The organism is Streptomyces speibonae (genome assembly GCF_984686075.1).
This window is the reverse complement of the sequence record NZ_OZ480260.1, coordinates 8,345,869-8,370,208: the sequence shown is the minus strand read 5'-3', so window position 1 is coordinate 8,370,208 and position 24,340 is coordinate 8,345,869. Positions and strand designations below refer to the sequence as shown.

Genomic DNA, 24,340 nt, shown 5'->3' with positions numbered 1-24,340 from the left:
GATGGGCCAACTCCCCGGACCCGTGGTGGAGTTGGCCCCGACCGGTCTCCGACAGAGTTGCACCGAACGCTCGGTACTTCAAGCGGATTGGACAAAGCTGAAGCAGCGGACTAACCGGCCACAGAGGTACCAACAAAGAACGGGTATCCTTCGCACGGCTCGTGGAGCCGGAGCCCTCCCCGGATACGGGGGTGTTCCCGCTCGATACTTCGGTCAGCACGAGAAGTCGTCCCCGCAATGCGGGGTGGGGTGATCCTGGCCCGGCTCCACTGCCATTCACCTCGTCTCCCGCTCGATGACCAAACCGAGCACTTCGTGGTACGAGACTCGGTCCACGCCCAGCAGCCTCGTTCCGTCCTCCTCCAGTACCAGCGCCAACCGGTATCGGAGCCAGGGCCGGCCGTCCCATCCCGGCAGCGGGCGCAGCTCGGCCTGGGCGGCGTCCGTGAGGCGCGGAGGGAGCCGGACGGTACCGCCGATTAACCGGTCGGTGACCCTGTCGTCGTCCACCTCGCCGTGCACACCGAGCCAGGTTCCGTCGATGGCCCGGTAGCCGCCGGAGGTCCGTCGCACGATCACCGCCTCTACGGTGGGGTCGCCATCCCGGACGACGGCGTCGAGCTGCTCCTCGGACGTGGCCCGGCTGCCTGCGTAGTGGAGTCCCTCGAGTGTGGGAAAGGCCCACTCCCGCTGACGGCAGAGGAGGAACTCTTCGGCCTTCTCCTGCCGCTTCAGCTCCTTCGCCTGCCACTGCTCCAGGGCCTCGGCCTCGTGCCAGTCGGCCGGGCAGATCTCATCACTGCCATAGGCCCGGGCCACCAGATCAGGCACGTCGGCGGGAATGCTCCACCCCGCCCCCTCTCCCGGCCGCGGAACCGCTCTCTGCGCATCGGCAGCGGCCGGAAGAGAACCTGCACTCTCCGCGACGAGGGCCGTCGCCCGCAACAGAGACCACGTCCCGTAAATCGCCTCCGAGGCCCTGAGGAAACGCGGGGCGCCGTCCCGTCCTGCCGCCACACCAGTGACCAGAACCCGCGGCACGCTGTGGGCGTCCGGGCGGCGAGTGCCGCTGTGGCGGTGCAGCCGGCCGATGCGCTGCAGGAGCAGGTCGGTGGGGGCCAGGTCGGTGATCAGCACGTCGGCATCCACGTCGAAGGACTGCTCCGCGAGCTGCGTGGCGATCACCACCATGCGCTCCGGACGGTTCTCGCCGGCCTGCGGGCCCATCAGACGCAGGCACTCCGCCGTCCGGTCGGCACGGTGCGCGGCGCATAGTCGTGCGTGCAGCAGATGCAAGTCTCCGTCGAAACCGGCCTCACGCAGCTCCTGGTAGATCGCCTGTGCACGGGCGACCTGATTGACCACCACCAGGATCACTCCGCCGTCGGCGACGGACTCACGCACTGCCTTCGCCACCCGCGCGCCCGAGATCTCAGTGTCGGGCAGCCAAGCGAGCTTCACCGGCATCGATGGCCGCCAGGACTGCACCACCTCACGCGACGTCTCGGCGACCGCCCGACCGCCCACGCCGTAGGCGACCGTGACACACGGGTACCCGGCCGGCTCCGGTACCGGCTGGTGAACGTCCGCCGTCCCCAGTACGCCGGACAGATAGGCGTCCACGAACAACTGCCGCTGAGCGGGCGGCAACGTCGCCGAGAGCAGCACCACCGGAACCCCTGCCTGCCCCAGCCAGCGCAGCGCCTCCACGAGGAACTGCCGCATGTAGACGTCCGCGGCATGCACCTCGTCGACGATCACGACCTTTCCGGCCAGCCCGGCGAACCGGAGCATGACGTGACGGGTACGGGTCGCCGCATGCAGCAGATGGTCGACGGTACCGACGGCGAACGCGGTGAGCAGCCCTCGCTTGTTGTCGAGGAACCAGTGCGCGGGACCGTCCGCCCCGGAGGGTGAGCCGCCTCCTGCCGGCGGCGCGGCCGGAGCCATGCCGTAGTGGGCGTCCTCGTCGATGGCTCCGAAGTCGTCGTACCCGCCCTCGGTCTCGAGATCAGCCTCTCCGCGCTCGCACCCGCATCCGTCACTACCGCTGTCCGGCCGCTTGCCCTCCCAGATCGCTCGCCACAAGCTGCTGAAGCGCCGGCGTCCGTGCAGGAGCGCGACCTGCGACTCAAGCTCCGGGTTGAACGTGCGCACCCATTGCAGCACCTGCTCGTACATCGGGTCGCTCGTCGCCTGGGTCGGCATCGCCACGAATACGCCGTCGAGGCCGAACCGCGCCGCCAGAACCTCAGCGGCCGCAAGCGCCGCCTTCGTCTTGCCCTCCCCCATGGGCGCCTCCGCGACCAGAAGTCCCGGCGCCGGCATCGACCACGCCCGCTCCACCAGCTCCCGCTGCGACGCGCGGGGAGTCACTCCCAGCCGGTCTGTCAGTGGAGCCAGTTGGCTCTGTGGCAGCGGAAGATCCCGCCAGCCACCACGCAGCCGCAGCCCTACCCACCACTCCTCCATGCAGCGCTGGGCGTCGTCGAACGAGACCAGTCCGGCATCCGCCAGCCCTCGGCCCATACGCCCGCCACTCGCGATCCAGTCCGCCATCACGATCAGACCCGACAACGCGAGCTGCTCAGCCTTCCTCAGAGCGCCCACCGGCCGTACGTCCGCCAAGTCCTCGAACCCGACAGCACGGGTGAACACGTCCACCACCGCACGCTGTGCCTCAGCCCAAGCAGGCCCCCGGCCCTGTACCTCTCGGTGTGGCGGCTTGATGCCACGGGCGGACGGAAACGCGCCGTGATGGCCAGCCACGAGCGGCCATACCCATCCGGCTGCTTCCTCGCTCCCCCATTCGGCAACCAGCCGCGGCTTCAGCAATGCGGCGCCGGCGACATCATGACGCCACATCTTTCGCCGGTCGGTCGGCAATTGCCCCCACTTCAGCCCCGCCGCCAGCACCGGGGCGGCCTCAACCGCGTCCACGGCCTGGAACGCAGGGCACGCCTTCCCACAGTCGTGGATCCCGCACACCCACATGAACCACAGCCGGCCCCGGCCTCCGCTGATCTCATCCAGCCTCTGCCGAAACGCCCGCGACAGATACTGATCCCACATCAGCCCTGCCACTGCTGCCGTGTCCAGCAGATGCCCAAGCAGCAAATGCCGGCGGCCGCCGTTCTTCGCCGCCGACTTCCCCCAAAGCCGCGACACCCGTTCGACAGCCTCCGGCGTCAGCCCCATTGTCTTCATCAGCTGGACGACAGAACCACCACGATCCACCACAGAAATCACCCCCTCACTCAGACGCCCTGGCACACTAGGCCAAGCCACTGACAACGCCCTCGGCCATGGCACAGGAGTGGAATGCAGGCAAAGGAAAACCGACCCCCTCGCTAGCATCACCGCAGGCCACGAAGTGTCGTCCCCGCGCCCGCGGGGGTTGCTCCTCGGCTATCGCCCGGCGCCAGACCATCGCTCTGTCGTCCCCGCGCCCGCGGGGGTTGCTCTGGTTCTCCGGCGCTTTCGACCGGGCGAAGGAGGTCGTCCCCGCGCCCGCGGGGGTTGCTCCACCGGAGAGGGGCCCGGAGAGGGGTTGGGTGCGTCGTCCCCGCGCCCGCGGGGGTTGCTCACCAGCGGCTATCAGAAAATCCTACGAGGAGCGGTCGTCCCCGCGCCCGCGGGGGTTGCTCCGGCACGCACTCGTCGGGGGTTTGGTCGCACAGGTCGTCCCCGCGCCCGCGGGGGTTGCTCCTGGTGGTAGCCGTAGGCGTCCCGGATCTCCCAGTCGTCCCCGCGCCCGCGGGGGTTGCTCCATGGTCTGCGCGGTCGCCGGCAGCTGCTCCAGGTCGTCCCCGCGCCCGCGGGGGTTGCTCTCTCCGATCGCGCTCCCGGCGCGGGTCAGTCCGGTCGTCCCCGCGCCCGCGGGGGTTGCTCGGCAGCGGAAGAAGAACCCGCCGGTCCTCCAGGGTCGTCCCCGCGCCCGCGGGGGTTGCTCGACCCCCCCGGAGTACAACCCCGGGGGGGCCTTGTCGTCCCCGCGCCCGCGGGGGTTGCTCCCTGTCGCTGGCGGCCATGCAGTCCGCCTGGATGTCGTCCCCGCGCCCGCGGGGGTTGCTCCGTCCTCGGCCGGCCCGGCTCAGAGTGGCTGTAGTCGTCCCCGCGCCCGCGGGGGTTGCTCGTCGTTCGTGGACAGCCCCGGGTGATGGATCAGGTCGTCCCCGCGCCCGCGGGGGTTGCTCCCCTCACCGCGTGGTGGGTCCACGACCCGGGCGGTCGTCCCCGCGCCCGCGGGGGTTGCTCCACGGCGAACCCGTCGTGGGTGGCGTCGAAGGCGTCGTCCCCGCGCCCGCGGGGGTTGCTCCCGGTCGGTGGTGTGGGAGAGCACCGACACCATGTCGTCCCCGCGCCCGCGGGGGTTGCTCCCCACCGCAGCCGCCAGGTTCGCCACCAAGGTCGTCGTCCCCGCGCCCGCGGGGGTTGCTCGAGGGCACCCTCGAACGCTCCGGCACGGTCACCGTCGTCCCCGCGCCCGCGGGGGTTGCTCTGCCCACCGCGCCGATCGGGGCCACCTGCTGGCGTCGTCCCCGCGCCCGCGGGGGTTGCTCAAGGCGCTGCGGGGGGCGGCGGAGGGGGAGCCGGTCGTCCCCGCGCCCGCGGGGGTTGCTCGGTGAACGGCGGCAACGAGGACGATCTGATGCGGTCGTCCCCGCGCCCGCGGGGGTTGCTCCCGATCGGCCTGCACGAGCTGATGCCCGCAGTCGTCGTCCCCGCGCCCGCGGGGGTTGCTCCGACCGGCTGTTCGGGCAGTCCTGGATGTTCATGTCGTCCCCGCGCCCGCGGGGGTTGCTCGACATTCGAGCCAGGCATTTGGTTGCACACAGAGTCGTCCCCGCGCCCGCGGGGGTTGCTCCGGGTTCTCCCGGGCCGGCTGACGACGTCGACCGTCGTCCCCGCGCCCGCGGGGGTTGCTCCACGGACTTACCGCCACCGGTCCCGATGGACAGGTCGTCCCCGCGCCCGCGGGGGTTGCTCCCGAGTCGCGGGTGGGCTGCGTGCCGGTCGGCCGTCGTCCCCGCGCCCGCGGGGGTTGCTCCTCCCCCTCGCCCCCTACGAGAGACTCCACATGGTCGTCCCCGCGCCCGCGGGGGTTGCTCCGTGGGGCCGGGCGGGCTGCCGGCGGAGCCCGGGTCGTCCCCGCGCCCGCGGGGGTTGCTCGCCGTCCAGCTGAGCCTGGGTCGGCGTGATGTCGTCGTCCCCGCGCCCGCGGGGGTTGCTCCCGGGCCCCGACTCGCTCGGGCACTCCTGCCTGGTCGTCCCCGCGCCCGCGGGGGTTGCTCCCCCGGCGGCGCCCGGCCGCGTCCGCTGGTTCTGTCGTCCCCGCGCCCCCGGGGGTTGCTCCAGCAGCAGGACACGGACAGTCACACGCTCGCTGTCGTCCCCGCGCCCGCGGGGGTTGCTCCACGATCCCCCCTGGGTGTTGGTTCGGGTGGGCGTCGTCCCCGCGCCCGCGGGGGTTGCTCGCCATGACGGAGATCCACGACGCGATCGTGGAGGTCGTCCCCGCGCCCGCGGGGGTTGCTCGAGCGCGCGGGCCCGGCTGGAGGTGCCGGTCGCGTCGTCCCCGCGCCCGCGGGGGTTGCTCCGAGAGCGGGGCGGTCATCACCCTGAGGGAGATGTCGTCCCCGCGCCCGCGGGGGTTGCTCGCTGAATGTCGAGGACATCCAGAACCTGATCAAGTCGTCCCCGCGCCCGCGGGGGTTGCTCTCTGCTCGTGCTGATCGTGCTGGAGATGGTCGCGTCGTCCCCGCGCCCGCGGGGGTTGCTCAGGCCCGTCCGGGTCCTACCGGAAGTGGCTGATGTCGTCCCCGCGCCCGCGGGGGTTGCTCCCACTACACGCGGCAGGTCCAGTTCGCCCTGGCGTCGTCCCCGCGCCCGCGGGGGTTGCTCTGCGGTCCCGAGGGGGCCCTCGGCTGCGCCGCGGTCGTCCCCGCGCCCGCGGGGGTTGCTCGGCCTCCCAGATGTCCGACCAGGAGAAGGCCGTGTCGTCCCCGCGCCCGCGGGGGTTGCTCCCTGGGCCCGCGGTACCGGGAGGACCGCCCGGCGTCGTCCCCGCGCCCGCGGGGGTTGCTCCCGTTGCTGCACTTCGTCGCCCGCCTCCCTGTAGTCGTCCCCGCGCCCGCGGGGGTTGCTCGGTGAGGGCGACGGTGAGGGTGGTGACGGAGAGGGTCGTCCCCGCGCCCGCGGGGGTTGCTCCTGCCGCCCGCACCGGATGACACCGGCCGGCCGGTCGTCCCCGCGCCCGCGGGGGTTACTCGCCCGCCGGGCACAACCTGTGCAGCTTCGAGGAGTCGTCCCCGCGCCGCGGGGGTTGCTCTATCGAAGACGCCCCACCCGGGGCGCCGCACAGGTCGTCCCCGCGCCCGCGGGGGTTGCTCCACCCTGTCCGCGGTGCTCGGCCTCGTCGTCACGTCGTCCCCGCGCTCGCGGGGGTTGCTCCCGCCGGTCGTCGGTTCGACTCCGACCAGGCCCGTCGTCCCCGCGCCCGCGGGGGTTGCTCCCGGAACGGGGGCTTGGGCCGGTCCAGGGCCTCGTCGTCCCCGTGCCCGCGGGGGTTGCTCCCGCACTGCGGCGGCCGTGTCCTGCTTCAGGCCGTCGTCCCCGCGCCCGCGGGGGTTGCTCATCCTGCCCCTACGCCACGTCGCCTCCATCACCGTCGTCCCGCGGCCGGGGTTGCTCTTTGTGGCATATCTCAGTGATGTACGAGTCGAAGCCGGTACTCGTCCAGCCATCGGTCACATGTTGGTGAGGACGCCGTCGCTCGGTCGTGGGTGCCGTCGGCGAGTCTGCTGGGTGTCCTGCGGGATGTGCTGCCGCTCCCGTTGTAGCGCGGCGCGGGCAGTCTCGTCGGACGCGTGCCGTTGCGGAGCCTGGGCAATGATGTGCCGCCTCAACTGCTGCTCGGTTTGTAGCTGCCCGACGACCAAGCGCAGTTCACTCGCCCTGGTGCGCAGCGCGGCGGCCTCGCGACGGGCTTGCTGGGCGGCTTCCGTGCGTGCCGTGTCGATCTGCGTGGCCAGCGTGGGCAAGTGGGCGTGCATCGCGGCGAACAGCTGCCGCATGGCCGCCGGGTCATCGGGAGCCTCGCCGAGCGCGCCGTGGGCGCGGAAAGCCTCGGCGTACGGGGAGGTGTGCAGCGTCTGCCAGGCCTGTCGGCGGGCCGCGGCGGTGGCGCGTTCGGCGCGCTGCTGTTCCTCGCGTGCCTGAGTCAGCTGTCGCGTGTACTGGGCGAGCATGGCCTGCTGTTCCGCACGAGAGGTGCCGGCCAGGCGCAGGGCAATCCGGCTGCGGTCGAAGGACGCTTCGATCCTCTGCTTGAAGCCCTCGCTCTGCTCGGCGGCGGCCGCAGCGCGGTGCGCTTTGTCGTCCTCCTGCTGGGCCTGCGCGGCGAGTCGGTCGGCCGTTGCGAGGATGGCGGCCGCTGCATGTGCGGTGCGTCGGCCGGCGCTGGGCTCCTGCGCGGCGGCGGCCGCCAGGTGCCGGGCCTGGCGGGTCTGTTCCTCGGCGGCGTGCTCGGCGGCTGCCGCAGCCCGCAGTGCCTTCGCCAGCCAGGTCTCCAGCTGGTCGGTGCGCAGTGTTCCGTACGGGCGCTCGGCGCGGTCGTCCCAGGCCGGGAAGGCGGGTTCGTCGGCCGCGGGCGTCGGCGCAGCGGACGGTTCCGGAGCGGCGCGCGGCCGGAGGCTGACCATGGTGTCGGCGCGGTCCTGGCGCAGCAGCACGGTGTAGGCGCGCAAGGCGCGTTTCAGGAGCTCTGTTTCGTCACAGGGGTCGCCGAGCCGGGCACGGGTGTCCGGCGTCTCCAGGGCGGCGGCGGGCAGCCACACGTGGTTGGCCGTGCGGGCGCGGGTGATGCCCGGGTAGAGGACGTAGGCGTTGGCGCCCAGGCCGTAGACAAGGGCGGTGTCGGTGGTCAGGCCCTGGGATGCGGCGATGGTCATCGCATAGCCCAGGGAGAGCGCCCCGGCGGTGATCTGGCCGATGGTCAGCCAGGCCTGGTCGGCACGGGTGGTGCCGTCGGCGTTCGTGCGCCGCCAGGTGATCTGCACCCGGTGATCGTCGGCGATGTGGGTGACGACGGCGCGGTCGCCGTTGAGGACGGCGGGGCCGGCGTCGCGGCGGGAGCGGTTGTCGTTGGTGCGTACCCGGACGATGTCGCCGACGGCCAGAGTGAGGTGGTCGCCGCCGGGCAGGGCGTAGCGGTGGGTGCGGCCCAGTTCGCCGGCCGCCCGGCGCAGGGCCTGCGCACCGGCGTTCAGCAGACCGGCATCGTGGTTGCGGGCCGCCAACACCAACACGTTCTCGAGCAGGTCGTGCACATCGCCGTAGCGTGCGCGGGCCTCGTTCCAGGCAGTGAGGATGCCGCGCACGGCGTCGTCGGCGCTGTCGGTGGCGTGGATGCGGCCGCGGTCGGTCGGCAGGTTCAGGGCCTGATCGCGGGCGCCGGTACGCCAGACCTCCAAGGCGGCCCGCTCGCCGGCGTCCTTCTGGAGCCGGTTGCCGCTGAGAGCTTCGCCGCCGACCAGGCGGTGCACCTCGGCGAAGCCGCCGCCCGGACCGATGGCCTGCAGTTGCTGCGGGTCACCGACCGCGATGATCTTGGTGTGGGTGCGGGCGGCTTCGGTGAGCAGCGCGGCCATGGACCGGTAGTCGGTCATGGCCGCCTCGTCCAGGACCAGGACGTCGACGCCGGCGAGTCCGCCGCCGTCGCGGATGCGCTGCAGCCAGGCGGCAACGGTGCGGGAGGGGATGCCCGATCCGTCGTACAGATTCTGCGCGGCGAAGGCCGACGGGGAGGCGCCGGCGTAGGTCAGCCCGGCTGCGTCCCAGCCGATCCGGCAGGCCTCCAACAGGCTGGTCTTGCCCGATCCGGCCCCGCCGACGACGGCCTCCACGCCGTGTCCGGCCGTCAACAGCCGTTCCACCACGCGTCGCTGCTGGTCGGTCAGAGCGAACCCGGCGGCCACCTCGAACACGGAAATGACCGCGCCCGCCTGATCGATGCTCAGGCGGGCGGAACCGTCGGCGTACCGGGCCCGTGCCTGGTCCACGATGGTCTGTTCAGCCTGGAGGATGTCGCGGGTGGTGTAGCGGTCGGTGTGTGCCATGAGCTGTGAGCCGCGCGACGGCAGCGCCTGAGCGTAGCCCTGCACCGCGAGCACCCGCTCCGCCAGGATCTCGAGCTCGTCCGTCTCCAGGCCGAACGGACAGGCATCCGCGACCCGGGCGAGCAACTGGGCCTTGCTGAACTCCTTGCCGGAAGCGGTCAGGCCGATGTGCGGGTCGAACACCTGAGCGGCGATCAGCTCGGGGGGAGGTGTGCGAGGACCGTCAGGCCCGTCCACAGCGAGCGGACCGTCGGGACCCGGCGGCCCCGGCGCGGCCGCCGCGACCATCGCATCCACGTCGTAACCGAGACCCTCGGCACGCCGCCGCCAGGCAACGCGTAGATCGATGATGCCGGTGTCATGCCGGGCATGCCGGGTCTCGGTCGACACCCGCAGCTTCTCCTCGCGGCCCGCGTCGGCGCCGGCGATGGCGTCGACCTGGGCCGCACGCCGGGAGTAGTGGTCGCGCAGAGACTCGGGGATCCCCTCGATCTCCCATGCACCAGTACGCGGCGAACGCGATCGGACCACACCGAACCGCTCGTGCGTCAGGGCCCGCACCCGCGCCTTGAACAGGGCGTCGAACACCTTGGCGTGCCGGTGCAGGTCCATACCGCCGTTGGCGACGGCCCGCCACCGGCCATCCTCGCAGCGGGCCATGTTGACGATCACGATGTGCACGTGCAGGTGAGGGTCGCCGGGAGTGTCGTCGACCGGGCGGGCGGACTGGTGCTCGACGCTCCAGCCGAGCAGTCCGCCAGTCGCAATGCGGCGCAGCTCCCCGGCCTCGCCCACCAGGCCGTAGCCGATCCACTGCTCCAGCTCAGCGAAAGCCTCCCGCTTGGCCTGGTGGACCAGATCTCGGAACTCCTTCTCGGGCCGCTCGGCGAGCAGCGCCCACAAGGTGGAGTCGCTCTTCGGCAGATCGGCGACGAGATCGTAGGTGAGCTTCCCCCGTTGTGCGGGAGGTGCTGACTAGCTGGTCAGGAGGGGTTGGCGGGGTTTCAGGTTCACTGGTTCGGCCGCTGCCTGATCGGCGTAGTGCTTTTCCTCGAACTCGATGGGACTGAGGTAACCGAGTCGTTTCTGGATGCGGCGGGGGTTGTAGAACCCGTCGAGGTACTCGAAGAGCGCGAGGTTCGCCTCGGCCCGGGTGGTGAATACCCGGCCGCGGATGCACTCGGTCTTCACCAGCATCCACAGGTTCTCCGCCAGGGCATTGTCGAACGAGTCCCCGACCGACCCCATGGATGCCTCAACTCCCGCCCGGAGTAAGCGAGTGGTGAGTTTGATGGACGTGTACTGGCAGCCGTGGTCCGCATGATGAATGAGCGTGCCGGGTTCGACCTCGCGGGACGCGAGGGCGTACTCCAGCGTGGTGAGGACCAGGTCCGCGTCGGCGCGGGCGGAGGTCTCCCAGGCCACCACCCGGCGGGAGAAGGCGTCCCGGATCGCCGACAGCCACAGCGGCCCTTCCAGTGTGGGGATCATGGTGAGGTCGGTGACCCACAGCCGGTTCGGCTCGCTCGCGGTGAAGTCGCGCTGCACCAGGTCCGGGGCGAGGGCGGCGTCCGGATCGCGGCGGGTGAACCCCTTGCCGGGACGGCGTGGGCTGATGCCGGCCAGATCGGCCTCGCGCATCAGCCGCTCGACGCGTTTGCGGCCGATGCGTACGCCTCCGCGTGCGAGGACGGCATGCACGCGTGGGGATCCGTAGATCCCGCCGGAGTCGGCGTGGACCTTGCGGATCTTCTCGGTCAGTTCTGCGTCCTGGCGTTTGCGCTCGCACGGCTCCTTCTGCGCGCGGCGCCAGCGGTAGTAGGTGGACGAGGGGATGGAGAGTTCCCGGATGACGGGCTCGACACCGAGGTCACTGTGTTCGTCGACGAACGTCAGTACCTGCGCCGGGTCGTGTCGAGTTCCTGGGCGAAAAAAGCCGAGGCAGCTTTCAGGATCTCGTTCGACCGCTTGAGCTGGGCGTTCTCCTTACGCAGCGCCGTCAGCTCTTCCCGCTCGGCAGTGGTGAGCAGGTCGCCCCGCTCACCGGCATCGGCCTCGGCCTGCCGGATCCAGCCCCGCAGGGCCTCGTGGTGCACGCCGAGCTCCTCGGCCAGACGGCGGATCACCGGCTTCGGCTCGGAAGCGCGGTACATCCGCACCGCACGCTCACGCAACTCCAGCGGGTATTTCCTCGGTGCGGGCATCGTATGGGCTCCTCTCATGAGACCCATCCGACCCTCTGTCACCATCCGCCGCATCTCGGGGGAACCTCAAGGCACGGATACGGACGCTGACCCGCTCCCCTTGGTGGGCTCGCGCCTCGGCGATCCGTCCGGCGTCGTAGATGTCTTCCAGGACGAGTCCGGCCGCACGGGCGAGGCGGTGCAGGGAGTCGATCTGCAGCTGGTGCCGCTCACCCTTCTGACGCACCATCCGCGCGAGCGTCGCCCATTTCTTCGCTTGCTTGGGCTTGCCGGTGAACAGGTCGGCGGGCTCGCACCCGGCGGCCTCGGCAGCAGCCTCGACCGCCTCCACGAGCCGGGCGCCGGCCAGCTTGGCGCGCGGGTGCGCACGCAGCTCGGCACGCATCAGTCGCTCGCCGGTGAGGGGATGGACGCCCCTGGTCAGGACTCGTGCGGCTTGCCGGCCCGCCTCGCCCAGCGGCGTGCCAGGGGTCTGGCCGACTTCGGTGAGGCCTTCGCCGACCCACAGGAGCGTGCTGTCCTCGATGCCTCCCATGCCGTACCCGACTTGGTCACCGACGGTCGGTCGAGCCTGCTCAACGAGGCCTTCGTCAACGTTCGGGACGTAGCAGCCGGCATGACCGGTGAGGCGGTACTCGACCTGCCCGTCATCCACGATCCCGGTGACCCAGGCCATCAGCTGGCCCTTCCCTTCAATCTTCCATGACCGACCGGCAGGGGACGTACCTTTGTCCATTTCTTTCGATCTGTCAGGATACGATCGGCCGGCCTTAGGGACAGGCATGCATCAGGATGCGTGTCTGGGGTCGCGTGCCGACTGACGCCTCGAGGCCAGAACCACGACAGCCCCGCTCGCAGCTCAGAAGGCGAGCGGGGCTGTCGGGCGCCTCTGCTACTGAGCTCCCAGCTCGTCCAGCAGGGCCTTGTACTCGTCCGGATGCTTCTCCCGCAGGACATCCATCCACACCCGGGCTCCTCGTGCGAACGTCTCGGGCGTCATCTTCTGGTGGAGATGGTGCACACAGTAGAAGGCGTCGTCGTAAGGGAGTCGCCTCGGCTGCGTTGCCCCTGCGACCGCTGTCTCACGGTTTCCCGTGCTGGTGCGCGGTTCCGGGATGGACTCGGAGGTCTGCTCACGCTCGGGAGGCGGCGTGGTCGTGCTCGGCTGGGATGGCGGAGACGGCGAAGCAGCTGGAGCGGGAGGCGTCTCCGGGATTATCACGCCGTGATAATCGGCAGGGCCCGCTGAACGCTCAACGACCTCCTGCGTCTGGCTCTCCGCCTTCCGGCGAGCTGCTTCCGCCCGTTCGTCAGCCTTGGCCTTCTGCTCTTCGGGCGACAGCTTGCCGAGGTTGCGTACGTGCTCCACCTTCCGCGCCCCGGTCACCAGATCCTTCTGGAGCTCGGGAGCGAGCTTCAGCAAGGACAGCTTGCTGGAGATGGTGTTCTGCGGGATGCCCAGCCGCTTGGCCGCCTTGGTCTGGGAACCGTAGTAGTCGACGAGGGCCTTGAGAGCGTGGGCCTCCTCGAGGTCGGTCATGTCGTCGCGGTGGTAGTTCGCGACGAACGCCGCCTCGAGGAGAGCCTCGTCGGTGGCGACCCGTCCGTTGTCGACGCGGACCGGGATGGTGGCCATCCCGACGCGGCGAGCGGCCTCGAGGCGGCGGTGGCCGTCGACGACGATGTACTGCGACCCGTCGTCGAGGTCGTCGGCGCGGTCCGGCCGGCTGCGCAAGTAGGCGTCGGTCGTGGCCACGGCGATGGGGATGATGATGCCGACCTCGCGGACGCTCTGGACCGTCTCGTCGAGGTTGCGCAGGTGGTTGCGCGGGTTGTCGGGGTTGTCGCTGATGAGGGTGACCGGCAGCTCGGTGATGGCCGCTGCGGTCGACTCCTCTCCGGCGATGGTCTGGTCGATGAGGTTGCGCCGGGAGGATCGGGCGCCACGGGCCGCGCCGAACGCGGGAGCCGATCCCAGGGTGTCCGCTTTGCTCAACGTGTTGCTCCCCTCGCTACCTGCCGCATGGCTTCCGCCTGATCACTGTGAGGCGCGTAGGTCAGCAACGGCATCCGTTTGCGGACCGCTTCGCGCTGTTCCTTCAGGTCGCCGATGATGGCAAGGACCTTCGGGTCTCCGAGGGACTTCCAGTTGTCCAGGGACGAGGTGGCGACGTACCCGCGGCGGGAGTCGTACAGGTTGACGACCAGGCCGAGGTAATCCATGTCCAGGGAGAGGTCGTCGCAGAGGTCCTCGATCTGCTGGGCGAGCATGCCGTAGGCGGTGGCGGAAGAGTCCTCGGCGAGTACGGGGATGATGACGCCGGAGACGCCGGCGGGCTCGCCGCGGCGCCGGCGCCCGTAGTAGAGGGCGGCGTCCATCGCGATACCCAGGCTGGGCGGGCAGTCGACGATGATGATGTCGTACTCGGCTTCGAGGGGGCGCAGGGCCAACTCGAGGGCTGCTTCCTTCTGGAAGCCACGCTTCTGCGTCGCCACGACGGCGATCTTCGCGTCGAGGAGGAACCCGTCGAAGCAGGCAGGCAGGACGTGCAGGCGCTTCTCGTACCGCGGATCGTCTATCTCCACGACCAGGTCGCGCAGGTCTCCTCTTCCTTCCCCGCACATATGGGAGACGAGGCTGTCGTGGTTGGGTTCGATCTGGGGGACTCCGAGCTGTTCGCTGAGGTGTCCCTGTGGGTCGAAGTCGACGACGAGGACGCGCTTGCCCGCCTCGGCGTAGGCCTCGCCGATCCCGGCGGAGATGGCTGTCTTGCCGACCCCGCCCTTCTGGTTGCCGACGATCTTCCGTTCCGGGTCGGTTCCGCGGGCGCCGTGCCGGGGCGAGGGGTTCGCGTCGAGCCAGTCCCGGATCGACTGGGCGAGGCCCTGGGTGTAGGAAACGCCGCGGTCGGTGCAGGTCTCCTTGAACTGCTCGTACAGCCCTGGCGGCAGCCATGTGGAAAACGACTTCGCACCGGCGGTGTCCACTTCTACGCCGCTGCTCGTGCTGCCGCGCCAGTCGTTGATGGCGGCCTCGACGGCGTCCTGGATGTCCAGGCTGAGTTCGGCGGCGCGAACCTTGAGTGCTTGCTGGAGCGCCGAGGGCAGCTTGGACGCTACCTTTTCCCGGTCTCCATCGGAGTAAGGGGAAGCCATGACGTCAGCATACTGACCTCTGGCGGCGTAGCGGCACCCCATTTGCAAGTTCTGACGCCGTTTCACCCGATGGGCACGCCCAAACGGGATTATCACGCCGTGATAATCCCGTCCGACGTCACCGCGCTAAGGGAACGGACTCCAGCACCGCCTTCCGTGGTGGGCCTTGCGAGGGCCACGTGCGCGTGCATCGGGTGCTGGGCGGTTATGTGGGTGACGACTCTTCCGCGAGCTCGTGGTCCCCGGTCAGGTCACGTCGAGGAACTCGGATGGCTTGGAAGCTCAGTTGTGCGACGCGTTGGTGCCATGGGCATCCCGCAGCATCGCTCGGCCATGCTCTGGTTCACGACTACCTGGAGTTCGATGCGGCACGCTGTCGGCTGAACACCCTGCTGGCCACTGCCTATGACCTGAGGGGCTTCTTGCGGTGGTGCCAGGAAGCTGGCCGACGTCGCCACCGCTGACGCTTCGCGGTCATAACCGCATAGAAGAAGCCACGGCGAGGGGTCCGGAGGTCGTCCGGCTCGAAGACGGTGGAGCGGAACTGTCGGCCTGGACCGGTCGAGCATGACCGGCTGTTCGTTGGTGTTGCGCGAGTCGACCCGCGGCCGGCCGCTGTCTGCCGACGGCTTGGACGAGATTTCCGACGACGCCCCGGGAACGGGCCGGACTGCCAAAGTGGACTTGCCCTCAGCTACGCCACGCCTACCGACCCGGCTGAGGGAGCCTGGCATGGCTCTGGAAGCAGTCAGCCCCAGGCGAGCCACCGCTCCATCGAAGCGCCCCGGATCTCCGTCCAACTGGCTCACGTCTGGCTCGTCAAGCAGTACCTGCAGGCCAGTGCCGCCATCGTTGCCAACCAGGCAGAGTCTGGATGCGCCGGGGAGCAATGTTCAAGACCTGTGGATCGGCCTCGGGAGGGGTGCCTCGCGGAATGCGGAGGGCGTACCTTCCCGAGTGATCGACTGATGGTCATCGAGTAGGCCCGCGTTGCAGCGCGGGTCGGGAAGGCACGCCCGTGCTCAGCGTAGTCAACGACGAGGGATCCACCGAGACCGGCTCCTTGATGGACGACATCGTCCGTGAGGGCGCCCGGCGGATGCTCGCCGCCGCCCTGGAAGCCGAAGTCAACCAGTACATAGCCGAGTTGGCCGGTCAACGCGACGAGAACGGCCGCCGCCTGGTGGTCCGCAACGGCCACCACCGCGAACGGACCGTGACCACTGCCGCCGGCCCGGTCCAGGTGCGGGCGCCCCGGGTCAACGACAAGCGTGTCGACACGGAGACGGGCGAGCGCAAGCGGTTCTCGTCGAAGATCCTGGCGCCGTGGTGTCGGAAATCCCCGAAGGTCAGCGAGGTCCTGCCCCTGCTCTACCTGCACGGACTGTCCTCGGGCGACTTCGTGCCCGCGATGGAGCAGTTCCTCGGCTCAGCGGCCGGGCTCTCGCCGGCCACGGTGACCCGGCTGACGAAGCAGTGGCAGGACGACCACGCCGCCTTCCAGGCCCGTGACCTGTCCGGATCCGACTATGTCTACGTGTGGGCCGACGGTGTCCACCCCAAGGTCCGCCTCGGCCAGGTGCACTCCTGCGTCCTGGTCCTCATGGGCGTCCGCCTGGACGGTGAGCTTCCCCCGTTGTGCGGGAGGTGCTGACTAGCTGGTCAGGAGGGGTTGGCGGGGTTTCAGGTTCACTGGTTCGGCCGCTGCCTGATCGGCGTAGTGCTTTTCCTCGAACTCGATGGGACTGAGGTAACCGAGTCGTTTCTGGATGCGGCGGGGGTTGTAGAACCCGTCGAGGTACTCGAAGAGCGCGAGGTTCGCCTCGGCCCGGGTGGTGAATACCCGGCCGCGGATGCACTCGGTCTTCACCAGCATCCACAGGTTCTCCGCCAGGGCATTGTCGAACGAGTCCCCGACCGACCCCATGGATGCCTCAACTCCCGCCCGGAGTAAGCGAGTGGTGAGTTTGATGGACGTGTACTGGCAGCCGTGGTCCGCATGATGAATGAGCGTGCCGGGTTCGACCTCGCGGGACGCGAGGGCGTACTCCAGCGTGGTGAGGACCAGGTCCGCGTCGGCGCGGGCGGAGGTCTCCCAGGCCACCACCCGGCGGGAGAAGGCGTCCCGGATCGCCGACAGCCACAGCGGCCCTTCCAGTGTGGGGATCATGGTGAGGTCGGTGACCCACAGCCGGTTCGGCTCGCTCGCGGTGAAGTCGCGCTGCACCAGGTCCGGGGCGAGGGCGGCGTCCGGATCGCGGCGGGTGAACCCCTTGCCGGGACGGCGTGGGCTGATGCCGGCCAGATCGGCCTCGCGCATCAGCCGCTCGACGCGTTTGCGGCCGATGCGTACGCCTCCGCGTGCGAGGACGGCATGCACGCGTGGGGATCCGTAGATCCCGCCGGAGTCGGCGTGGACCTTGCGGATCTTCTCGGTCAGTTCTGCGTCCTGGCGTTTGCGCTCGCACGGCTCCTTCTGCGCGCGGCGCCAGCGGTAGTAGGTGGACGAGGGGATGGAGAGTTCCCGGATGACGGGCTCGACACCGAGGTCACTGTGTTCGTCGACGAACGTCAGTACCTGCGCCGGGTCGTGTCGAGTTCCTGGGCGAAAAAAGCCGAGGCAGCTTTCAGGATCTCGTTCGACCGCTTGAGCTGGGCGTTCTCCTTACGCAGCGCCGTCAGCTCTTCCCGCTCGGCAGTGGTGAGCAGGTCGCCCCGCTCACCGGCATCGGCCTCGGCCTGCCGGATCCAGCCCCGCAGGGCCTCGTGGTGCACGCCGAGCTCCTCGGCCAGACGGCGGATCACCGGCTTCGGCTCGGAAGCGCGGTACATCCGCACCGCACGCTCACGCAACTCCAGCGGGTATTTCCTCGGTGCGGGCATCGTATGGGCTCCTCTCATGAGACCCATCCGACCCTCTGTCACCATCCGCCGCATCTCGGGGGAACCTCACGGCACCAAGGAACTCATCGCGCTCGCCGAGGGCCTGCGCGAGTCGACCGAGTCGTGGGCGGACCTGCTGCGCGACTGCCGGCGGCGTGGCATGCGCGACCCCGAGCTCGTGGTCGGCGACGGTGCGATGGGCCTGTGGCGGGCGCTGGCAGAGGTGTTTCCGCAGGCCAGACAGCAGAGGTGCTGGGTTCACAAAACCCGCAACGTGATCAACGCCCTGCCGAAGTCGGCTCAGCCCGGCGCCAAGAAGGCCCTGCAGGAGATCTACAACGCCGAGGACCGCGGCCATGCCATGAAGGCGGTCAAGGACTTCGAGCGGTCCTACGTCGCGAAGTGGCCCAAGGCCGTCAAGAAGATCACCGACGACGTCGACGAACTCCTCGCGTTCTACGACTTCCCGGCGGAACACTGGGTGCACCTGCGCACAACAAATCCGATCGAGTCAACCTTCAGCACGGTGAAGCTCCGGACCAAGGTCACCCGCGGAGCAGGCAGCGCGGCCGCCGCCCTGGCGATGGTGTTCAAACTCGCCGAGTCCGCCCAGGCCCGATGGCGTGCGATCACCGCACCCCAACTCGTCGCCCTCGTCCGCGCCGGCGCCCGCTTCGAGAACGGTCACCTCATCGAACGCCCCGAGGCCGCCGCGGCCTGAACAACCCCGCTGATCCACAACTCTTGACAATTACTCTGCGCCGGGCCCGTCCGCGGCACAAGAGCCTTCAGGCCGCGGCCAGATGTGGCCGCGGCCTGGATCATCAGCTGTGTCGTGGGCTCACCGGCTTGCCTGCCGTGGGCGCTGTGTGGGGTGGGCTGTGTACGCCACGTGGCTACACAGCTCTCACCTGTTGTAGATCCAACGGCTCCAGCCGCTGCACGTGTCGTTTCCGAGATCGTTGGTGCATGCCTTGACGCGCACCCGGCTCCCCTTGCCGCCCCGGGCATTTGAGCTGCTGTCTTCGTACATGTCCTTGTTGCAGGACCCCTTGCTGATGGATCCCCCCGTGTAGGTGCACTTGCCGTTGCGGTAGAGCCCCCAGTTCCCAGCGCTGTTGCGCAGCTGGTTCTGCCACAGGGCGTAGACGGAGTACCCGTCGGGCAACATGTCCGCGGCGAAGACGACATCGCCGTACGGCTTGAAGCAGGCTGTAGCTGAGAGGTTGCCCATGGTGATGCAGCCGTCTCCGGCGTTCGATGTGTCACGTACCGCGGTGTTGTATTCCATCGTGACGGCGGATGCCGGGTTGCCCATCGTCAGGACCAGCAGACCGGTGGCTGCCATGCCTACTGCGGTTCGTATCGCGCCGCGCATGCGGACGCCTCCCGTCGATCAGGGGCGATCATTGCAGCATCGCCCGGCTTCTATGATTGCCCCCGGCGGGTACACGGGTGCCGAGTTCTCCTTACGCACGATCAGCTACAGCCTGCTCAGGATCGGCGCGATGGGAAAGGCCTTTTCGCCCTGCCGCAAAAGCCCTGGCCAGCAACCCTGTCCAGCAGCCCACGGAGAGGCCCGGCGTCGCTCTGTGGGCGCGGTAGCCCGGCCAGCAACGCGCCCTCGACGTCCTACTGCCACAGGTTCGTCTGCACGGCGGGTCACTCCGGCCGGGCCGGGGGCTGCCTCCACCTGACGCCGGCTCCGACATCATTCTGGTGCGGTTCCAAACGCAGACGGCAGCGGCCCGGACCCGGCCGAAACCACTCTGCATGTCTGGTGCCGCTGCCGTTCGGGGTGTGGTTGTGGCTGGTCTTCCCCGAGCCCCACCTGCCGACCTCTGCGGCGGGTCTCATGTCCGACGGCTTCCTGCGCAACGACCCGCCTCTGCCGCACCAAGCAGAGCTGATGCGGGCCGCCGGATTATCACGGCGTGATAAGTACTGAGCCTCCTCGTCCGCTGGGAGGCTCTGGCTTGACGTCGACGTCAAGATCTTCTGTGGTGCCCAGGCGAGTGGAAGGGTAAGCTGTATCTCGAAACCTAGACGCATTGAGGCCCCCGCTCCGGCGGGGGCCTCAATGTTGAGCGGGTTGTGTCACGAACGGGATGGCCGCCGTCGCGAACGGTCACGGGCCGTCGAAAGGCTCAGTACGTCCGCGGTTCCCTCGGAAGCGGCAGCCTTGGCTGGCTTCGAGCGACCGGGCGAACTCCTGCGGCCCAGGCGCTTCTCCTTCTTCTCCTGCTCGGCCTGAGCGACGGAGGCTTCGTAGCGCTCCTGGTAGTCGTCGACATCGAGACGGTCCGCAGGATCGAGTGTCCCGATGGCCTCCAAGTGCTCAGTAACACTGCGGGCGCCACTGATCATCGGGTTGAGCACGTAGATGCCCTTGGCCTGGCGGAACACCAGCTTGGCGAGGATCAGGGCCTGCAGTCCCCGTCCCACCATGGAGCGGTGCACGTCCAGGGCTTCGGCCAGTTCCTCTTCAGTGACCAGGCAACGCCCTCCCGGCTCCTGGGTGCCCAGAAGTCGGAAAAGCACCCGATAGGCGATTCCCGGCATCGCAGGCATGTAGGCGAAGCCGTTGAAGGTGCCGTATGTCAGCTCCGGCGGCTCCGGGTTCGCAGACGCTGCAGTCCTCATCCTCACGCCTCCGGCTTCTTCTCCGTACGCTTCCGCTTGCGTGTCCTCGACAATGGTTTAGGTAGCTTCGCACCTGGAAGGGCCATACCCCTGAACTCGTCTGGAACGTTGGGATCGAGCACGAGCTCATTCAGAAGGCTCAGCTGTTCCACCTGGACCTTGACGCTCTTGGCCCCTGATCCTCGTACGGGCTTGTTGATTTGTCGGTAGCCTCCACGAAGGGTCACTGCGGGCTGGAGCTGGATCGACCCCTTCTTCGGCGAGTAAGCGAGCCCCAGCCTCTTCAGCTTGGACTGGGCCCGTGACACCTGCGCAGGGTCCATGTCCAGCTCGGCGGCAATCTGGGTCTGCTTGAGCTCGACAGCCCCTCCCACTTCCTGACTTCCCATCATGTAGAGCAGTACGCACAGGGTCACGTTGTCGTCTCTGAAGTACCTGGCGGCCCAGCGCAGGAACTCCAGGCTGTCCTGGGCGAAGTATTTACCGACGAAGTCGCCTGCGGTGACCGGTGGTTTGACCTCTGCCGTGTGGCCGACGGGCAACTCGACAAGGTTTCGCCGTGGACCAAGCGTGCCCGCGTACGGGCTGCTCGGGCTCGGCGCACGAGGGGGGGACGAGCCAGGGACCCGACGAGGGTCCCCTTGAGGCTGGGCAGTCATGACGCTACGCGCTCCTCAAGATCGAAACCTAGACGCAGAGCACAGTAGTGATTGCGCATATGGATAGCAACGACGCGACCTATCTGCGCGTTGGGCGCGTCGAACATGACTTCGGAGTCATGTTGGCAACGGTTCCGACCCCCATCGCGGGATTGCGCATCTATGTCGCAATGACCACGGGGCAACTTGACTTCACACGCAAGTTTCGCATGCTCAAATTGACGTGGGAGTCATGTTCTGAGGCCTTGTCAGCCCGTCTGACCTGCATAAACGTCAGCGTCTCTATTATCTATAAGTGCAGGTCCTCGTCTGCCGGAGCTCCCCGGGGCTGATGCCCGACGTCATCTGTTCGACGTTCTCGGCAACAACGTCGCCCGCGAGGGCCAGTAGTACTAGAGCTCCGCCAGACAGTGCTGTTGCTTCGAGCCGGAGCCGTACTCACTCCCACCCGTTCGACCTGCACCACCGACAGTCCGCCACGATGATGCGGTGCGTGGACGGATCAGGCGCGCGTATGTTGCAGCAACTCTCTCCCGGTCTCAGCCACGCTTCCTGTCTTGAAGGCCCCGACGAATCCGTTCGCCGCCAACGGCGAATCACCACCCCGGCGGGGCACCGCAAGCCCGCCAGGGCTGAGGAGCTACCGACCCTGTGCGCCGGTGGCACCAGAGTGCAGAACGCGATCGACCTTGAGTAGACGGGCTGAGCGATGTCGGGTAGAGGGTGCTGACCCGAACCCTTACCGAAGCGGCTGGAGAGGCACGGAGCCGTCTGCCTCCTGCTTGCCGGAATATCAGAACGTGCCTCTTCATCTCTCGGGGGCAGCAGGGACTTCACAAGCGTCGACGATGTCGAGGGCACGGTGCAGCGCGATGATAGTCGTGTGGACTACAGCCTCGTCATCGCCGCCGCGCACGCCGCCGGGCCCTGCCCGCCCGGTGAGGAACCCGCATGGGGCCGCCGCGTGCATGCTCTCACCGTTGACCTGCACCTGATCGCGAGCCAGGCTGCGCAGGACATCAGCCGTCTGGACAGCGCTTCGAGGTTCGTCGCCTTCTTGGAGAACGTGGAAATCGAGGAGTCCAGTCGGCGGGGCCTGCTGACGCTGCGCAATCCTGCAGGGGAAACCGAGCACATCCGTACGGAGCAGCAGGAAACCGACCGCGGCCGCGACCTCATCGCGCGAGCCCGAGCCCTGCAAGGCCGATGGGTTCTGGTTTTCCGGTACAACGAGAAAGCCTCTGCCACCAAGCAGGTCCGCATGCTCGCTCACCTCATGGACCTGGGCGACGGCGCCATCGCCGTGAACCTGGCCAAGAAAATCCTTCTCGACGACGCCGACGGCGCCGTGGCTCGCGCCCAGGCAGCGTGGGCGGACGCAGGCCTGCCGGACACCGGGGCCATCTCGGTGGGGCAGTTGGAACAGGCTCGCGCCAAGCTGCAACGCGACTGAACAGCCGGAGTGCCTTCAGAGCGATTGTCTGTCCTCACGCGACGCGGTACTCAGGCCCCCCGACGCTCCCTCTGCCGGTCGAGGGCCAGCGGCGGTACTGCCTCATGACGGCCCCGCGGCCGCGGAGTTGGAGAGAGCAGGTCTGCCCCCACAAGGATTCCTAATGACGTTGTCAAGCGGCCAGAGTGACGGGTGGTGTGGGGCTGTAGCACCGTCCGTCGCGCAGGAGTGCCCACAGGACGTTCACCCGGCGGCAACGCCTGCACCTGGTCGATCGGCCCGGTGGTCTGCCCGGCTATGGAGTGCTGGGCTCACCACTGATGCGGGAGACGGTCTCGGCGAAAGCTCGATGATCGGCGACGGCGTGCCAGGCACGCGACCATGGCCACCCGAAGAACTGCCGCTGGACCGGGACGGTCAGGGCGAGCAGCAACTCCACCTTGGTGGCCTCCTCTCGTTCGGAGAGCACGACGGCACGCGCGTGACCCGCGTAGTCGATGGCGAACTGGATGATGCGGGCGTTGGGCCAGCTGCCGGCGTACGTCGCGGCGTTGTCGAGCAGCCACACGGTGGCCTCGTCGAGCTGCTGCAGCCAGCGGTTCCGCTCGCCTGTCAGCCGTTCGCGCATGACGGGCGTCCAGTTGGGATCGTCGGCCGGCGGCAGCTCGAACCTCTGCAGCAGTGAGCAAGCGGAGACAACGCGCAGCATGTTCGCGCCGAAGGTGTCACGCGCGGCATGGACCTCACCCAGCCGTTTCTTGCGGGCCTCCATGCGCGGGGTGATGAGCAGGCCGACCGCAAGGGCGGTCACCACGGCGGTGACGGCGGCCACCAGAAGGGGCCACAGGGTGTTGGGCATGGGGGACATGCTCCCGTACTGCGCGCGACCGCCCAGACGCTCGGCTCGGCCCGTTGGACTCTGGACTCGCCCTGGGCCGTCGCATTCCTGCGCGCTCGCGCGCCGTCGAAGAAGACGATAACAGCAAGAAGCAGGGAAGGCAGACGCTCCGCGAGGCAGCTGCCCTGCCTGGGTGGCTAGGGGTCGTACAGGGACCGTATAGGAACTTTAGGGTCCAATTTGGTCCGACACGGACCGAGACGAGACCTGAAGCTTGCCGGGGATGGGGGTTCGCTTCTTGCTGTTATCTAGCACGACGCAACTGGATTCCGTACCCTGTCGGCATGCCGAACCCGCGCACCGCCAACGCCCTCGCCTCGATCGGCAGCTTCATGAAGACCCAGCAGGAAGCCGGGTACGCCATCGAGACCGTCCGGCTGCGCGGCACGCTGCTCACCGAGTTCCTGGAGCACGCCCTCAACGAGGAGAAGACTCCCTCGCTCACCGCCGAGGAACTCGTCGATCCGAAGCGCGCAGACTCCTGGCTCGACGCGGCCGGCGCCGGCGAGACCCGGCGCCGCAATACACTCACCGGCCCTGACGCCGCCGCAGCGCACGACTCCCAGCGCGCCCGTATCCAGACGTACAACGCCTTCGTCGACTACCTCTCCCTCCCCGGCCTGCACCGGCCCTACCCGGCATCCGGGCACAGCGACCGCCTGGATCCCGAGCAGGCCTACAAGCTGCTGCGCATCCTCGCCGTACGACGGCCCACCGGCTCCAATGCCGCCACCGCCATCCGTACCGCGGCTGTGGCCGCCCTTGTCGCAGCCACCGGCCACTCCGTACCTCAGCTCCACCAGCTCAACGTCACCGACGTCGACCTGGAACGCCGCCCGGTCCCCGTCGTGACCGTCGCCGATGTCGACCACCTGCTCGACAAGCACACGGTGGAGATCCTGCGCCGCTGGCTCGACGTCCGCGCCGGCATCACGAAAGCCCTGGAAGGCAGTGACCCGGGCTACCTGTGGATCCCGACCAAGCCCGGACGCGAGCGCGCCGGCGTCCCACCACCGAAGCCCGGCTTGACCCGGGCCGCCGTACGCACCCTGCACGCCGCGCACCGCAACCTCGTCATTCAAACGGTCGGCGTCCCCCTGCGCCCGTACGCGCTTCTCCCTCGTCAGTGACGCAAGCAACGGTTGGCCCAGGAGCACTGATAGCCGCAGCCGACCCCGACTGCGGCTATCCGCACCGCAGGAACGAGGCGGTGGACGCTGTCCCACCAGGGAGCAGGTTCGCAGGCTGGGCCGTGCCCGACAATTCCATAAACGTGCAGGTCAGGGCAATGTTCTCAGGTGGGTGGCCGCAGTGTGGTCTCAGGC

The 24,340-nt window shown here is 68.9% G+C and carries 16 protein-coding genes, 2 pseudogenes and 1 CRISPR repeat array; of the genes and pseudogenes, 5 read left to right on the top strand and 13 right to left on the bottom strand.

What is annotated here, in order from left to right:
* Positions 1-276: 276 nt before the first annotated feature.
* From cas3 to AC5L3C_RS37400, 5 genes and pseudogenes are all read right to left on the bottom strand, one after another.
* Positions 277-3,249, bottom strand: coding sequence for a CRISPR-associated helicase Cas3' (gene cas3 / locus AC5L3C_RS37420; RefSeq protein WP_493653636.1), 2,973 nt, complete (start codon positions 3,247-3,249; stop codon positions 277-279).
* 126 nt (positions 3,250-3,375) lie between these two features.
* Positions 3,376-6,271: direct repeats of the CRISPR family, unit length 28 nt; unit sequence GTCGTCCCCGCGCCCGCGGGGGTTGCTC.
* 478 nt (positions 6,272-6,749) lie between these two features.
* Positions 6,750-9,119: an ATP-dependent DNA helicase gene (locus AC5L3C_RS37415; RefSeq protein ID WP_493654194.1), complete on the bottom strand. Its 2,370-nt coding sequence runs from the start codon at positions 9,117-9,119 to the stop codon at positions 6,750-6,752.
* A gap of 318 nt (positions 9,120-9,437) precedes the next feature.
* Positions 9,438-10,061: pseudogene (gene mobF, locus AC5L3C_RS37410) on the bottom strand (MobF family relaxase); the annotation flags it as partial.
* A gap of 33 nt (positions 10,062-10,094) precedes the next feature.
* Positions 10,095-10,970 (bottom strand): IS3 family transposase, encoded by an 876-nt coding sequence (locus AC5L3C_RS37405; protein ID WP_493653755.1) that lies wholly within the window; start codon positions 10,968-10,970, stop codon positions 10,095-10,097.
* Between the two features lie 41 nt (positions 10,971-11,011).
* Positions 11,012-11,323, bottom strand: a complete 312-nt coding sequence (locus AC5L3C_RS37400; RefSeq protein ID WP_493647480.1) for a transposase — start codon at positions 11,321-11,323, stop codon at positions 11,012-11,014.
* A gap of 103 nt (positions 11,324-11,426) precedes the next feature.
* On the opposite strand from AC5L3C_RS37400, the gene AC5L3C_RS37395 reads away from it, so the two are divergent.
* On the top strand, positions 11,427-12,029 hold the full coding sequence (locus AC5L3C_RS37395; RefSeq protein WP_493653635.1) for a hypothetical protein: 603 nt from the start codon (positions 11,427-11,429) through the stop codon (positions 12,027-12,029).
* 186 nt (positions 12,030-12,215) lie between these two features.
* Here AC5L3C_RS37395 and AC5L3C_RS37390 read toward each other — a convergent pair whose 3' ends face one another.
* Positions 12,216-13,319: a ParB/RepB/Spo0J family partition protein gene (locus AC5L3C_RS37390; RefSeq protein WP_493653633.1), complete on the bottom strand. Its 1,104-nt coding sequence runs from the start codon at positions 13,317-13,319 to the stop codon at positions 12,216-12,218.
* The gene (locus tag AC5L3C_RS37385) at positions 13,316-14,479 is read right to left on the bottom strand and encodes a ParA family protein (protein WP_493653632.1); all 1,164 of its coding nucleotides are present in this window, start codon (positions 14,477-14,479) and stop codon (positions 13,316-13,318) included. The genes AC5L3C_RS37390 and AC5L3C_RS37385 overlap by 4 nt, the downstream gene beginning before the upstream one ends.
* 1,018 nt (positions 14,480-15,497) lie before the next feature.
* On the opposite strand from AC5L3C_RS37385, the pseudogene AC5L3C_RS37380 reads away from it, so the two are divergent.
* Positions 15,498-16,103, top strand: a pseudogene (locus tag AC5L3C_RS37380) (transposase); the annotation flags it as partial.
* A gap of 30 nt (positions 16,104-16,133) precedes the next feature.
* Here AC5L3C_RS37380 and AC5L3C_RS37375 read toward each other — a convergent pair.
* Both AC5L3C_RS37375 and AC5L3C_RS37370 read right to left on the bottom strand, forming a co-directional pair.
* Positions 16,134-17,009 (bottom strand): IS3 family transposase, encoded by an 876-nt coding sequence (locus tag AC5L3C_RS37375; RefSeq protein WP_493653755.1) that lies wholly within the window; start codon positions 17,007-17,009, stop codon positions 16,134-16,136.
* A gap of 41 nt (positions 17,010-17,050) precedes the next feature.
* Positions 17,051-17,362 carry a transposase gene (locus tag AC5L3C_RS37370; protein WP_493647480.1) on the bottom strand — a complete coding sequence of 104 codons (312 nt, stop codon included), beginning with the start codon at positions 17,360-17,362 and terminating at the stop codon, positions 17,051-17,053.
* Positions 17,363-17,378: 16 nt separating this feature from the next.
* On the opposite strand from AC5L3C_RS37370, the gene AC5L3C_RS37365 reads away from it, so the two are divergent.
* Entirely contained in the window at positions 17,379-18,083 is a 705-nt protein-coding gene (locus tag AC5L3C_RS37365; protein ID WP_493653630.1) for an IS256 family transposase, read from the top strand.
* A gap of 186 nt (positions 18,084-18,269) precedes the next feature.
* On the opposite strand, the gene AC5L3C_RS37360 is transcribed toward AC5L3C_RS37365, so the two are convergent.
* The 3 genes from AC5L3C_RS37360 to AC5L3C_RS37350 form a co-directional block, all read right to left on the bottom strand.
* Entirely contained in the window at positions 18,270-18,710 is a 441-nt protein-coding gene (locus AC5L3C_RS37360) for a hypothetical protein (RefSeq protein WP_493653628.1), read from the bottom strand.
* A gap of 749 nt (positions 18,711-19,459) precedes the next feature.
* Entirely contained in the window at positions 19,460-20,005 is a 546-nt protein-coding gene (locus AC5L3C_RS37355) for a hypothetical protein (protein WP_493653626.1), read from the bottom strand.
* A 2-nt stretch (positions 20,006-20,007) separates the two neighbouring features.
* Complete coding sequence (locus tag AC5L3C_RS37350) at positions 20,008-20,547, bottom strand: hypothetical protein (RefSeq protein ID WP_493653624.1); 540 nt, start codon at positions 20,545-20,547, stop codon at positions 20,008-20,010.
* A gap of 1,000 nt (positions 20,548-21,547) precedes the next feature.
* Here AC5L3C_RS37350 and AC5L3C_RS37345 point away from each other — a divergent pair.
* Entirely contained in the window at positions 21,548-22,117 is a 570-nt protein-coding gene (locus AC5L3C_RS37345; protein WP_493653623.1) for a hypothetical protein, read from the top strand.
* Between the two features lie 295 nt (positions 22,118-22,412).
* Here the strand turns inward: AC5L3C_RS37345 and AC5L3C_RS37340 are convergent, their stop codons facing one another.
* The gene (locus AC5L3C_RS37340) at positions 22,413-22,976 is read right to left on the bottom strand and encodes a hypothetical protein (protein ID WP_493653621.1); all 564 of its coding nucleotides are present in this window, start codon (positions 22,974-22,976) and stop codon (positions 22,413-22,415) included.
* Positions 22,977-23,299: 323 nt separating this feature from the next.
* On the opposite strand from AC5L3C_RS37340, the gene AC5L3C_RS37335 reads away from it, so the two are divergent.
* Positions 23,300-24,145, top strand: coding sequence for a hypothetical protein (locus tag AC5L3C_RS37335; protein ID WP_493653620.1), 846 nt, complete (start codon positions 23,300-23,302; stop codon positions 24,143-24,145).
* Positions 24,146-24,340 lie beyond the last annotated feature (195 nt).

What these genes read in the sequence shown, in the direction of transcription:
- AC5L3C_RS37370 (WP_493647480.1), bottom strand. Translation starts at nt 17,362, where the DNA reads ATGCCCGCACCGAGGAAATACCCGCTGGAGTTGCGTGAGCGTGCGGTG.
- AC5L3C_RS37415 (WP_493654194.1), bottom strand. Translation starts at nt 9,119, where the DNA reads ATGGCACACACCGACCGCTACACCACCCGCGACATCCTCCAGGCTGAA.
- AC5L3C_RS37400 (WP_493647480.1), bottom strand. Translation starts at nt 11,323, where the DNA reads ATGCCCGCACCGAGGAAATACCCGCTGGAGTTGCGTGAGCGTGCGGTG.
- AC5L3C_RS37335 (WP_493653620.1), top strand. Translation starts at nt 23,300, where the DNA reads ATGCCGAACCCGCGCACCGCCAACGCCCTCGCCTCGATCGGCAGCTTC.
- AC5L3C_RS37385 (WP_493653632.1), bottom strand. Translation starts at nt 14,479, where the DNA reads ATGGCTTCCCCTTACTCCGATGGAGACCGGGAAAAGGTAGCGTCCAAG.
- AC5L3C_RS37340 (WP_493653621.1), bottom strand. Translation starts at nt 22,976, where the DNA reads ATGCCCAACACCCTGTGGCCCCTTCTGGTGGCCGCCGTCACCGCCGTG.
- AC5L3C_RS37355 (WP_493653626.1), bottom strand. Translation starts at nt 20,005, where the DNA reads ATGAGGACTGCAGCGTCTGCGAACCCGGAGCCGCCGGAGCTGACATAC.
- AC5L3C_RS37360 (WP_493653628.1), bottom strand. Translation starts at nt 18,710, where the DNA reads ATGGCAGCCACCGGTCTGCTGGTCCTGACGATGGGCAACCCGGCATCC.
- AC5L3C_RS37365 (WP_493653630.1), top strand. Translation starts at nt 17,379, where the DNA reads ATGAGACCCATCCGACCCTCTGTCACCATCCGCCGCATCTCGGGGGAA.